Source organism: Methylorubrum podarium (genome assembly GCF_022179745.1).
Lineage (GTDB): Bacteria > Pseudomonadota > Alphaproteobacteria > Rhizobiales > Beijerinckiaceae > Methylobacterium > Methylobacterium podarium.
On sequence record NZ_BPRD01000456.1, the window covers coordinates 1 to 12,363 of the forward strand.

The 12,363-nt window shown below is 69.7% G+C and carries 13 protein-coding genes; 7 read left to right on the plus strand and 6 right to left on the minus strand.

Going from position 1 to position 12,363, the window contains the following annotated elements:
- Nucleotides 1-63 precede the first annotated feature (63 nt).
- From MFF42_RS20570 to MFF42_RS20595, 6 genes are all read left to right on the plus strand, one after another.
- A complete protein-coding gene (locus MFF42_RS20570) occupies nt 64-789 on the plus strand; it encodes a DUF1796 family putative cysteine peptidase (RefSeq protein WP_238257409.1) in 726 nt (241 codons plus the stop codon).
- A gap of 148 nt (nt 790-937) precedes the next feature.
- A complete protein-coding gene (locus MFF42_RS20575) occupies nt 938-2,344 on the plus strand; it encodes a L,D-transpeptidase family protein (RefSeq protein ID WP_238257410.1) in 1,407 nt (468 codons plus the stop codon).
- A 161-nt stretch (nt 2,345-2,505) separates the two neighbouring features.
- The gene (ppk2, locus tag MFF42_RS20580) at nt 2,506-3,396 is read left to right on the plus strand and encodes a polyphosphate kinase 2 (RefSeq protein WP_238257411.1); all 891 of its coding nucleotides are present in this window, start codon (nt 2,506-2,508) and stop codon (nt 3,394-3,396) included.
- Between the two features lie 244 nt (nt 3,397-3,640).
- On the plus strand, nt 3,641-4,033 hold the full coding sequence (rplS, locus tag MFF42_RS20585) for a 50S ribosomal protein L19 (protein ID WP_238257412.1): 393 nt from the start codon (nt 3,641-3,643) through the stop codon (nt 4,031-4,033).
- 144 nt (nt 4,034-4,177) lie between these two features.
- Entirely contained in the window at nt 4,178-4,552 is a 375-nt protein-coding gene (locus tag MFF42_RS20590; protein ID WP_238257413.1) for a nucleotidyltransferase domain-containing protein, read from the plus strand.
- Nucleotides 4,549-4,944, plus strand: a complete 396-nt coding sequence (locus tag MFF42_RS20595; protein ID WP_238257414.1) for a HEPN domain-containing protein — start codon at nt 4,549-4,551, stop codon at nt 4,942-4,944. Before MFF42_RS20590 ends, MFF42_RS20595 begins: the two co-directional genes overlap by 4 nt.
- Before the next feature lie 84 nt (nt 4,945-5,028).
- Here the strand turns inward: MFF42_RS20595 and MFF42_RS20600 are convergent, their stop codons facing one another.
- Nucleotides 5,029-6,225 carry a lytic murein transglycosylase gene (locus MFF42_RS20600; protein WP_238257415.1) on the minus strand — a complete coding sequence of 399 codons (1,197 nt, stop codon included), beginning with the start codon at nt 6,223-6,225 and terminating at the stop codon, nt 5,029-5,031.
- A 286-nt stretch (nt 6,226-6,511) separates the two neighbouring features.
- Between MFF42_RS20600 and rpsD the strand changes: the two genes are divergently transcribed.
- Entirely contained in the window at nt 6,512-7,129 is a 618-nt protein-coding gene (gene rpsD, locus MFF42_RS20605) for a 30S ribosomal protein S4 (RefSeq protein ID WP_238257416.1), read from the plus strand.
- A 64-nt stretch (nt 7,130-7,193) separates the two neighbouring features.
- Here the strand turns inward: rpsD and MFF42_RS20610 are convergent, their stop codons facing one another.
- The 5 genes from MFF42_RS20610 to MFF42_RS20630 all read right to left on the minus strand — a co-directional run.
- Nucleotides 7,194-8,249 carry an NAD(P)H-dependent flavin oxidoreductase gene (locus tag MFF42_RS20610; RefSeq protein WP_238257417.1) on the minus strand — a complete coding sequence of 352 codons (1,056 nt, stop codon included), beginning with the start codon at nt 8,247-8,249 and terminating at the stop codon, nt 7,194-7,196.
- 105 nt (nt 8,250-8,354) lie between these two features.
- The gene (locus MFF42_RS20615) at nt 8,355-9,197 is read right to left on the minus strand and encodes a CDP-alcohol phosphatidyltransferase family protein (protein WP_238257421.1); all 843 of its coding nucleotides are present in this window, start codon (nt 9,195-9,197) and stop codon (nt 8,355-8,357) included.
- Between the two features lie 50 nt (nt 9,198-9,247).
- The gene (locus MFF42_RS20620; protein WP_238257418.1) at nt 9,248-9,958 is read right to left on the minus strand and encodes a phosphatidylserine decarboxylase; all 711 of its coding nucleotides are present in this window, start codon (nt 9,956-9,958) and stop codon (nt 9,248-9,250) included.
- A 75-nt stretch (nt 9,959-10,033) separates the two neighbouring features.
- The gene (locus tag MFF42_RS20625; RefSeq protein ID WP_238257419.1) at nt 10,034-11,962 is read right to left on the minus strand and encodes an ABCB family ABC transporter ATP-binding protein/permease; all 1,929 of its coding nucleotides are present in this window, start codon (nt 11,960-11,962) and stop codon (nt 10,034-10,036) included.
- A 109-nt stretch (nt 11,963-12,071) separates the two neighbouring features.
- On the minus strand, nt 12,072-12,363 hold a 292-nt coding region (locus tag MFF42_RS20630), incomplete at its 5' end, for a LysM peptidoglycan-binding domain-containing protein (protein WP_238257420.1).

Genomic DNA, 12,363 nt, shown 5'->3' on the forward strand with positions numbered 1-12,363 from the left:
CCTCGGCCGCGACGAGATCCGCGACCGGCGCGCCCAGAAATTCCTCGATATCGGCCGCAAGCTGTGAAGCGTGGGCTCGGCGCGGGCCTGCTCGACGGCCTGCGCCGCCTCGGCCGCCGCGACACCCGCGAGCCCGGCCCCGTCAACCACATCTCGCTCGGCAGCCACTGCCACACCGCGCAGATCCTGAAGGCGCTGGGCCTGCGCGCGTGGTCGGGTCCCTTCGACTGGATCTTCTCCTCACCGGGCATGGTCCGCGACTGCCTCGCCGACGATTTCTCGGACCTCCTCGACCGGCGCCACTACGAGAGCACGCCGCTCCCCGAGCGCCGGGCGCCCGACGAGACCCGCTGCCGCCATCGCCTCTACCGCGACCGGCACGCGATCCCCTTCGTGTTCAACCACCACGATCCGGCGACCAGCGACGCGGATTACCGCTTCCTGCAGGAGGGCGTGCGGCGGCTGCGCGCGGCGCTCGACCGACCCGGCGCGCGCAACCGCTTCTACCTGATGACCGCTCTTCCCACCGACGCCGGGACGGTGGAAGCGATCCGCGACGCGCTGGCGGCGCGGGCGCAGGCGCGGGGCGCCGACAACCACCTCACGGTGCTCCAATTGCAGCAGGGGGAGCGCCATGCCGCCGACCTGCTCGCGCAGGAGCCGCATCTCGATTGGCTCCGGGTCGAGATCCGCTCCTCCTCGGTCGGCCTCCGCTTCGCCGACCCGGCCGATGACGCCTTCGTGAAGGAGCGAGTGCGGGAGGCGGGGCGCGTTTCCCTGGAACCGTGACCGTCCTGCAACGCCTATCCACAAAGTGGATAGACGCATTGCGGTAAGCTCCGGGTAAGCTTAGCGAGGCTATTGGGTTCGGGGAGTGACGTCCGCAAAAGGGCCGAGAGGTGCCCTGCGGGCAAGGACACGTGAGGACGGGTTCCCCATGGCTGTGCGTCCGTTCGTGGCGGCTGCTGCCGTCGCCCTGGCGATGACCCTCGGCGCCTGTCAGGACAGCGCCATGCTCGGCGGCGCCTCGACCCGCAGCCTGACTCCGATTCCGCCCCAGACGGTCGCGCTCATGCAGACCAAGGGCATGAGCCAATCCGACCCGATCCTGATCCGCGCCTTCAAGAAGGAAGCGGAGATGGAGGTGTGGAAGCGCGGCTCGAACGGCCAGTACGCGCTGCTGAAGACCTTCCCGATCTGCCGCTGGTCGGGCCAGCTCGGCCCCAAGCTCAAGCAGGGCGACCGGCAGGCGCCGGAGGGTTTCTACGCGATCACGCCGGGTCAGATGAACCCGAATTCGAGCTACTACCTGTCCTTCGACGTCGGCTACCCGAACGCCATCGACCGGGCCAAGGGCGGCACCGGCAACTACATCATGGTGCACGGCACCTGCTCGTCGTCGGGCTGCTTCGCCATGACCGACGCCTCGATGGCCGAGATCTACGCCATCGCCCGCGAGGCCTTCAACGGCGGCCAGCGCGCCTTCCAGTTCCAGTCCTACCCGTTCCGGATGACGGCGTCGAACATCGCCAAGTTCCGCAACGATCCCAACGCGCCGTTCTGGAAGAACCTCAAGGAGGGCTCGGACTATTTCGAGACCCTCAAGGAGGAGCCGCGGGTCGCGGCCTGCGGCACCAAGTACGTGTTCGGCGGGGCCGACGTGGCGGCGGGCAACTGCACGCCCCGGGTCGACCCGCTGGTGGCCGAGAAGCGCGACCGCGACAGCCACGAGGTCGCCGAACTGATCGCCAAGGGCACCCCCGCGACCCGCGTCGTCTACGACGACGGCGGCCAGAACCCGGTCTTCCGGCCGCAGGCGCCGCAGACCACCTTCGCGAGCCTGACCGAGTTCGACAAGGACAAGGACAAGGAGCTCGCCTACACCGCCAAGGAATACGGCCGCTATCACCTCGGCGAGGTCAGCCGGCCGGAGAGCCTCGCGCTAGGGCCGAACGAGTTCGAGGTCGATGTTAAGGGCAAGCCCGTCCTCGTCGCGGCAGCCCCCGCCGACGCGCCCGGCCCGACCAAGGCCGCCGCCGCCCGCAAGGAGCGCGAGAAGCCGACCACGGTCCTGGCCGCGCAGGAACCGGCCAAGGCGGCGGACGGCAAGGCGGGCGAGAAGCCGGCCTCGGGTAAGCCCGGGGGCAAGCCGCACCGGATCGCCGTGGCCGACGCCGACGGCGACCCGAGCGCCTTCAGCAAGGTGCTGGGCCAGAAGCCGGGCAAGGACGAGAAGGCCGCCGAGGCGACCAAGACCGAGGCGTCCAAGACGAAGCCCGCGGCCGCTTCGGCTGCCGCGAAGCCGCACGCCGCGGTGACGACCACCGGTTCCGTGCGGAACTGAGAGCGTTATCCGGAGCCGGCCGAAGCGCGGCTCTTCCGGACGGTCCGGCCGTCCGGTCGCCGCGCGGTCCGGAACGGTCTCGCGGTGCGGCGCTTTCGCCGCTCTGTCACATGAGGGTGCTCTAAGCGGCGGGTACGACCCGATGACCGGACCGAGCCCCCATGCGCGACGACAACCGCCCGCAAGCCAGCGATTTCGAAGCGATCCGCCGCGAACTGGCCGACAGCTACGACGAGGAGCTGGAGCTCAGTTTCGACGAGGACCATGACGACGGGGATGCGCCGCCGCGCCGCGTCTATTTCCGCGAACTGCTCCGGCTCCAGCACGAACTGGTCCGCCTGCAGGATTGGGTGAAGAACGAGGGCCTGCGGGTCGTCGTGATCTTCGAGGGCCGCGACTCGGCCGGCAAGGGCGGCGTGATCAAGCGGATCACCCAGCGCCTCAATCCCCGCATCTGCCGCGTGGCGGCGCTGCCGGCGCCGAGCGAGCGCGAGCGCAGCCAGTGGTATTTCCAGCGCTACGTCGCCCACCTGCCGGCGGCCGGCGAGATCCTGCTGTTCGACCGCTCCTGGTACAACCGCGCCGGTGTCGAGCGCGTGATGGGCTTCTGCACCGAGGCCGAGGTGGAGGAATTCTTCCGCTCGGTGCCGGAGTTCGAGCGCATGCTGGTGCGCTCGGGCATCGTCCTGCTGAAGTACTGGTTCTCGATCACCGATGCGGAGCAGGCCCTGCGCTTCCAAATGCGGATCGCCGATCCGCTCAAGCAGTGGAAGCTCTCGCCGATGGACGTCGAATCGCGCCGCCGCTGGGAGGACTACACCCGCGCCAAGGAGGACATGCTGGCGCGCACCCACATCCCCGAGGCGCCGTGGTGGGTGGTCGAGGCGGACAACAAGCGGCGCGCCCGCCTCAACTGCATCAGCCACCTGCTGGAGCAGATCCCCTACGACACCGTCGAGCACCCGCCGGTCGTGCTGCCGGACCGCGTGCGGCATGCCGACTACCTCCGCGCGCCGATTCCGCGGGAGATGATCGTTCCGTCCCGCTACTGAGGCGCGGCCCGAAGGGACATCGCTCGAAGCTGTCTTGGCAGCTTCACGGCGCGCTTTTCGGGGCGCGAGTTCCGGAAAGCGTCGGGCGGAGGGGAAACCTAAGCCCGCGGAGGCGGGCACCGGCCGTCGAACCCATCGACAAAGCCGCGCGCATCGGGTACAGGCCCGGCCAACTCACAACAGGATGCCGAAATCCTGACGCCCGGCCGTGACCGGACGGGCGCTAACGGCCGGAGCGTTTCCAATGAACATCATCGAGCAGCTCGAGCGGGAAGAGATCGCCCGCCTCGCCAAGACCATTCCGGATTTCGAGCCGGGCGACACGGTCATCGTCAACGTCCGCGTGAAGGAAGGCGAGCGCACCCGCGTCCAGGCCTACGAGGGCGTCTGCATCGCCCGCAACGGCGGCGGCCTCAACGAGAGCTTCACCGTCCGCAAGATCTCCTACGGCGAGGGCGTGGAGCGCGTCTTCCCCGTGCACTCCCCGATGATCGATTCGATCAAGGTGGCCCGCCGCGGCAAGGTCCGCCGTGCCAAGCTCTACTACCTGCGCGACCGCCGCGGTAAGTCGGCCCGCATCGTCGAGCGCTCCGACCGCTCGGCCAAGGCCGAGAAGGCGCCCGCCGCCGCCGAGTGATTTGTCTTCGAGGGGCGGCTCCGCGGAGCCGCCTTCGTCGATCCGCCCGCCTCGAGCCGCTCGGGGCGGGTTTTTTGTTGCCCGCTCTCATGCACATATGAGACGGACCAGTCTGTGAGGTCGGTATAGAGCGCACGTCAGACCATGTCCGATTTCGAGCCGAGCATGGAGGCGCATCGATCATCCTTTCCGGATGATGTGACGGAGCGCGGCGTGCGCGCCTTCCTCAATCGTATCGATGGGCATTATCCCGTTCGCGAGGCCTTCCTTTTCGGAAGCCGCGCCCGAGGAACGCATCAGGCTGACAGCGACGCCGATCTGGCCATCGTGCTGGAGGGCGATAGCGCCGAGCGCAGCCGCGTCTCGGGTGAGATGGCCGAGATCGCCTTCGATATCCTGATGGAGACCGGCCTGCTCGTTCAGGCGGTGCCACTATGGGAGAGTGAGTGGCGGGAGCCCGAGCGGTTTCCCAACCCGACTCTGATTGCGAGCATCCGGCGGGATGGCGTGCGCCTGTGACGGACGCTTCCGCCCTCGCCTTCATCGGCAAGGCCGAGCGGGCTTTGAAGGCGGCTCGTATCCTTTTGGAAGCCGGCGATACGGAGGGTGCTTGCAACCGGGCGTATTATGCCATGTTCGACGCGGCGAGAGCCTCGCTGATGGCGAAGGGTTATCACCGAGAGGGCACGACCATAAAGACGCATGCCGGAGTGATCGCGGCCTTCGGTCGAGCACTGGTGCAACCTGGCGATGTCGATGCCGCGCTCGGTCGCGCCTTCAACCGCCTTCAGGATATCCGCGTCCGCGCCGACTACATGGCCGGGACCCCCTCCAGAGACGAGGCCGAGTGGGCGCTCACACAAGCCGAAGCTTTCCTGGCAACGATGCGCGAGCGGTTCTTCGCGGATTGAAACAAGCCTGCGGTGAGGGTTGCGGCGGCCCATCCCCTTCCCTTCTGTAGCGAGGGGAAGGCTCTGGCACACGCCGCGTGCCGATCACCCCCGCCGCAGCGCCTCCAGCACCTTGCCGCCCGGCCGGCCCGTCGCCGGCATGCCGAGCTGGCGCTCGACGTCCTTGATCGCCTCGCGGGTCTTGGAGCCGACCTTGCCGTCCGGCTCGCCGACATCGTAGCCGCGGGCGATCAGGCGGGTCTGGAGGTCGCGGCGCTCGGCGCGCGAGAGCGGCGGGTCGTCGGTCGGCCAATCGGCCTGGACGCCGGGACGGCCGCGCAGGCGATCGGACAACACGGCGATGGCGAGCCCGTAGGATTCGGCCGCGTTGTAGGAGTAGATCGCGTCGAAGTTCCTGGTCACGAGGAAGGCCGGGCCGTTGACGCCGGCGGGCGCCAGGATGCCGGCGGGCCCCTCCCCCGACAGCGGCTTGCCGTCGACGCGGGTGACGCCGAGCGAGGCCCAGTGGCCGACGGCGTGCTTGTTCTTGCGGCCCGCCGCCGCGACGTTGAAGCCGCGCGGCAGCCGCACCTCGTAGCCCCAGGGATGCCCGTTCGACCATTTGGCGACGCGCAGGAAGTTGGCGGTGGAGGCGACCGCGTCGGCCACCGAATCGACCACGTCGCGCCGCCCGTCGCCGTCGCCGTCGACGGCGAGACGCTGATAGGTGGTGGGCATGAACTGGGTCTGGCCAAAGGCGCCGGCCCAGGATCCGGTGAGCCGCGAGGCCTCGATGTCGCCGCGCTCGATGATCTTCAGCGTCGCGATCAGCTCGGTGCGGAAGAACTCGCGGCGGCGGTGACCGGAACAGGCGAGCGTCGCCAGCGACTGCACCAGCGGCATCTTGCCGAGGTTCTTGCCGAAATTCGACTCGACGCCCCACACGGCGGCGATGGTGTAGCGATCGACGCCGTAGCGCGCCTCGGCGTTGGCGAGCGCCTGGGCGTGCTGGCGCATGGCGGCGCGGCCGTCCTCAACCCGCTCCTCGTCTACCAGCGCCGCCATGTAGTCCCAGATCGGCGTCTTGAACTCGGGCTGCGCCTGGGAGAGCTCGATCACCTTGTCGTCGTAGGCGATGTTCGCCGTCGCCGCCCGGAAGGTCTGCGCCGAGACGCCGGCCCCCGCCGCCTGCGCCTGGATGCCGGAGAGGCAGGATTGGAAATCCGCGCGGGCCGGGCCGGCGAGAAGGCTGCCGGTCAGCGCGAGGCCGAGGAGGCTGGCGCGGGTGGTTGGCGTCGGCATGGGTCGGCGCTCCGTCAGTGCTCTGAAATTGTCTCGCGCGATTCAGGCGATACGAGGGTTAACGAAAGGTGAGGATCGGGTGCGGCCGAGCCGCCGACCCGGTCCCGGCATTGACGGCACGGGTGTTCTCGTCTAGCACCCCGCCCGTGGACGGGGCTCCTGATCGGGGCCCCGTTCCATTTCATGCGCACCCGCGGGCGGTAACAGCCGCCCTGTCGCCCTCGCCGCTCCGGCGAAGAGGGAGAGGAGGGCGCGTTCCTCAAAAATTTGTTCCAGAGGAACAGCGATGTCAAAACGCGTCCAGGCGAAGCACAAGCTCGATCGCCGCATGGGCCAGAACATCTGGGGCCGCCCGAAGAGCCCCGTCAACCGCCGCGAGTACGGCCCCGGCCAGCACGGCCAGCGCCGCAAGGGCAAGATGAGCGACTTCGGCACGCAGCTGCGCGCCAAGCAGAAGCTCAAGGGCTACTACGGCAACATCACCGAGAAGCAGTTCCGCCGCTACTACGCCGAGGCGATCCGCCTGCGCGGCGACTCCGGCGAGAACCTGATCGGCCTGCTCGAGCGCCGCCTCGACGCCGTGGTGTACCGCTCCAAGTTCGTCGCGACCCCGTTCGCCGCGCGCCAGTTCGTCAACCACGGGCACATCAAGGTCAACGGCCGCCGGGTCAACATCCCGAGCTACCAGGTCAAGGCCGGCGACGTGATCGAGGTGAAGGAAGCCTCCCGCCAGCTCGAGATCGTGGTCGTGGCCTCGCAGCTCGCCGAGCGCGACGTGCCGGACTACATCGAGGTCGATCATCAGAAGATGACCGCCCGCGTCACCCGGATCCCGGGCCTCACCGAGGTGCCCTACCCGGTGCAGATGGAGCCGAACCTCGTCATCGAGTTCTACTCGCGCTGATTTCGTTTCGGAGCTTCTCCGGAAACGAAAAAGGGCCGCCCCTCGGGGCGGCCCTTTTTCGTTGTCAGGCGCGCGGCACGCCGCTCGCCAGCAGGCGGGTCAGTTCGGCCGCCGGCCGCTCCCGCGAGAGCCCGACGGCCTGCCCCGACCAGAGCGGCGAGAAGTCGCCCGAGGCCGCCGCCTCGGCAGCGGTGCGCAGGGGCTGGAGCGCCACCGCCGCGCCGGGAAAGGCCGGCGCCGCCGCGCTGAGGGGACCCAGTTCCCGCACGGCCCGGGTGAGCAGGCCGCGGGCCGGGCGGCCGGTGAGCACGTTGGTCAACGCCGTGTCCTCGTCCCGCGCCGTGCTCAGGGCGGCGCGGTAGGGCGCGGAGATGCCGGCCTCGGGGCAGCGCAGATAGGCGGTCCCGACCTGCACGGCGTCGGCGCCGAGGGCGAAGGCCGCCGCGACGCCGCGCGGATCGGCGATCCCGCCGGCCGCGATCACCGGCACGTCGACGGCGTCGGCGATCTGCGGCACCAGGGCGATGGTGCCGACCTGCGAGGCCGCCGCGTCGGTGAGGAACATGCCGCGGTGACCGCCCGCTTCCGCCCCCTGCGCGATCACGGCGTCGACGCCGCGCTCGGCAAGCCAGCGCGCCTCGCGCACGGTGGTGGCCGACGACAGGATCAGGCAACCGGCCTCCCGTACCCGCCGCAGCAGCGGCTCCGCCGGCAGGCCGAAATGGAAGCTGACGACGCGCGGGCGCAGGTCCGACACCACCTCGGCCATGGCGCCGTCGAAGGGCGCGCGATTGGCCATGGTCACCGGGGCGGCCGGGTCGAGACCGAACTCGCGGTAATAGGGAGCAAGCTGCTCCCGCCACGCGGCCTCGCGCTCGGCATCCGGCGAGGGCGGTTCGTGGCAGAAGAAGTTCAGGTTGAACGGGGCGTCCGTCGCGGCCCGGATCGCGGCCACCTCGGCGCGAATCTGATCCGGCGTGAGTGCGGCGCAGGCGAGCGATCCGAGGCCGCCCGCGGAGCTCACGGCGGCCGCGAGCGGCGCCATCGGCCCGACCATCGGGGCCTGGATGATCGGGACGGCGATCCCGACGAGACGCGCGAAATCCGTTGTCCCTGTCACGTCGGCCTCCTGATCCTCCAGGCGCGCGCGAAATGCGGCGTCAGGTCCGCCGCAACCCGCCGGCCCGATCCTCGGATCGGCCGAGACGCCGATCGCGAACCTGTTCTAAGCCTTCGGAGCGGCCGGGCTGTCGCCGGGCGCGGCGAGCCGCTCGGCCGCCGTCTCCTGCTTCAGCCGCTTGCGGTACTGCGCGGCACCGAAGGGGAGGCCCGCGAGATAGGCCACGCTCACCGCCGCCATCGCCTCGAACGGGAAGCTGATGACGAGGCCGAAGCCGACCACGACGACGAGGAAGATCGGCACCACGAGGTCGCGCGGCACGCGCTTGCCCCAGGTCTTGCCCGAGAACGTCGGCACGGTGGAGACGACGAGGAGCGCGATGACCAGCACGTAGACCAGGATCACCGGCCGGCCCCAGGCGGCGAAGTCGAAGCCGAGGAAGTGGAGATAGAGCGGCAGCATCCCGGTGATGGCGCCGGCCGGCGCCGGCATGCCCACGAAGTAGTCCTTCTTCCATTCGGGGCGGTTGGGATCGTCGAGCATCGCGTTGAAGCGCGCGAGCCGCAGGCACATGGCGATGGCGAAGACCAGCGCGACGATCCAGCCGACGGATTTCAGGTTGTGCAGGGTGAAGCTGTAGAGGATCAGCGCCGGGGCGCAGCCGAAATTCACGAAGTCGGCCAGCGAATCGAGCTCGGCGCCGAAGCGCGAGGTCCCCTTCAGGAGGCGCGCCACGCGCCCGTCGATCCCGTCGAGGCCCGCCGCGACGATCACCGCGATCACCGCCGGCTCGAACCGTCCCTCGAAGGCGAGCCGGATCGCGGTCAGCCCGAGGCAGAGCGCGAGCAGGGTGATCATGTTCGGCGCGATCAGGCGGAACGGAACCGGCCGGAACCGGCGCGGCCGATCGTTCGCGTCCGGCGCGAAGGGCGGAAACAGGTCGTCCATGTCGTCTCTCGACTCGTCGCTTCTCGGCATGTCGCCCTTCCGCAATGAGGTCAGATGCGCCGGAAGGCCCGCTCGGGGCCGCCGCCGAGATCGGCCAGCACCGTCTCGCCAGCCACCGCCTTCTGGCCGAGCCCGACCATCACGCGGGTGCCGACCGGCAGGTAGACATCGACCCTCGAGCCGAAGCGGATGAGGCCGAAGCGCTCGCCGACCTGCTTGGCGTCGCCGGCCGAGACGAAGCCGACGATGCGCCGCGCCACGAGCCCGGCGATCTGAACCACGCCGATGCGCACGGGCTGGCCGCGATGGGTCGTCTCCATGACGAGGCCGTTGCGCTCGTTGTCCTCGCTCGCCTTGTCGAGCTCGGCGTTGAGGAACAGGCCCGGCGTGTAGTGGATCTGGCCGATCTTGCCGGAGACCGGCACGCGGTTCACGTGGCAGTCGAACACGTTCATGAAGACCGAGATCCGCAGCATCGGCTCGTGCGAGAGGTCGAGCTCGGGCGGCGGCAGGACGGTCGAGATCAGGTTCACGCGCCCGTCGGCGGGGGAGACCACGAGGCCGTCGCCCACCGGCACCACCCGCTCGGGATCGCGGAAGAAGTAGCAGACCCAGAGCGTGAGGATCAGGAAGACCCAGCCGAAGAACTGCGAGAAGTAGCCGAGCACCACGGTGAGCACGATGCCGAGCAGGATGAAGGGGTAGCCCTCCTTGTGGATCGGCACGAGCGTCCGGCGGATCGTCTCGATGAGGTCGGTCATGGGCTCCCGTTGGACTCCGGCGGGGCGAATCTTCCCCGCCGGATGGCAGGGGGGCGCGGTTCCGTCAACCGCGGGTTAGTGAACCGGCTCCGGCCGGGCGGCCTCGGGCAGCGCGCCCTCGTCCTCGGCGCGCTTCAGCGCCTCGCGGGCGGCGTCCGCCTCGCGCTGGCGGTTCCACAGGGCGGCGTAGACGCCGCCGCGGGCGAGCAGGCTCGTATGGTCGCCGCGCTCGACGACGCGGCCGTGGTCGAGCACCAGGATCTCGTCGGCATTGATCACCGTCGAGAGGCGATGGGCGATCACGAGGGTGGTGCGGCCCTGGCTGACCCGGTCGAGGGCGGCCTGGATCTCCCGCTCGGTGAAGGAATCGAGGGCCGAGGTCGCCTCGTCGAGGACGAGGATCGGCGGACCCTTCAGGATGGTGCGGGCGATCGCCACGCGCTGCTTCTCGCCGCCCGACAGCTTCAGGCCGCGCTCGCCCACCGGCGTATCGTAGCCCTCCGGCAGGCTCTCGATGAAGCGGTCGATCTGCGCGAGACGCGCGGCCTCGCGCACCTCGGCCTCGCTCGCGTCCCAGCGGCCGTAGCGGATGTTGTAGCCGATGGTGTCGTTGAACAGCACCGTGTCCTGCGGAACCATGCCGATCGCCGCGCGCAGGGAATCCTGGCGCACGCTTCCGATGTCCTGCCCGTCGATGGTGATGCGGCCGGCATTCGGCTCGTAGAAGCGGAACAGGAGGCGCGAGAGCGTCGACTTGCCCGCCCCCGAGGGGCCGACGATGGCGACGGTGCGGCCCGCCGGCACCTCGAACGAGATCCCGCGCAGGATCGGCCGCTCCGGGATGTAGGCGAAGCGCACGTCCTCGAAGCGAACCGTGCCGGCCTCGACCTTGAGCGGAGCCGCGCCGGGCCGGTCGGCGATCTCGGGATTGCGGTGGAGGATCAGGAACATGTCGTCGATGTCGATGAGCGCCTGTTTGATCTCGCGGTAGATCATCCCCATGAAGTTCAGCGGTATCGAGAGCTGCACCAGCATCGTGTTGACGAGCACGAAGCCGCCGATCGTGGTGTGGCCGGAGAGGATGTCGCGGGCGGCCAACAGCATCACCGCCGTCATGCCGAGGGTGAAGATCACCGCCTGGCCGGCGTTGAGCACCGCCAACGAGACGTAGGTCTGGGTGGAGGCCTTCTCGTAGCGCTCCATCGAGGCGTCGTAGCGGGCGGTCTCGCGGTTCTCGGCGCCGAAATACTTCACCGTCTCGAAGTTCAGGAGCGAGTCGACCGCCTTGGTGTTGGCCTCGGTGTCCGAGTTGTTCATCCGGCGGCGGATGCCGATGCGCCACTCGGTCGCCTTCCAGGTGAAGCCGAGATAGGCCGCGATCATCGTCGCCACGACCGCCGAGTAGAGCCAGTCGAACTCGTAGGCGAGGATGCCCAGCACCAGGGCCAGCTCGACGATGGTCGGCACCAGCGTCAGCACCATCAGGCGCGACAATTCCTCGATGCCGGAGCGGCCGCGCTCCAGCACGCGGGTGAGGCCGCCGGTCTTGCGCTCGAGATGGAAGCGCAGGGACAGCCGGTGCATGTGCTCGAAGGTCTGGAGCGCGAGGCGCCGCACGGCGTGCATCGCGACCTTGGCGAACAGCCCGTCGCGCACCTGCGTCAGCCCGGCCATGGCGATGCGCGACAGGCCGTAGAGGGCGATCAGGAGGAAGGGCGCCGAGACGAGGCCGGCCGGCACCGCGGAGGCGGCCTCCCCCGCCCCGTCCTTGGCGCCGATCGCGGCGACCAGCGCGTCGGTGGCCCATTTGAAGGTGAAGGGCATCACCATCGTCGCGGCCTTGGCGACGAAGAGCAGCCCGAAGGCGAGGAACACCCGGCGCTGGAGGTCGGCGCGGCCGTGTGGCCAGAGATAGGGCCAGAGCCGGCGATAGGTCGTCAGGAGGCCGGGACGATCGAGGGGCGCGGACGCGCCCTCCCCCGCCGGCGCGGGTGCTTTTGCCATCGTGAGGTTCGGAAAAAATCTTCGGCGCGAGGCGGCCGTCGCGAGGCGGATATAGGCGCTCGCGCGCGATCGCGCACCCTCCCCGTTGCCGGAGCCGCCCGGCGACTCCTCAGGTCCGGCGGTCGGGGACGCCGCGGGCCGACGGCGCGTCCTTCGGCAGCACGAACATCTGGCCCGGATAGATCCGGTTCGGGTCGCGGATCTGATCCTGGTTGGCGTCGTAGATCACCGTGTACCGGTTGCCGCGGCCATAGGTGCGCCGGCTGATCTGCCACAGGCTGTCGCCGCGGGTGATCCGGGCGGTGTTGATCTCCGGCACGAACACGGCGCCCGCATCGGCCGCGGCCGACCTGCCCCCCGGAAGGCTCGGCGCGAGGGCGGCGGCGGCTCGGCCGTCCGCA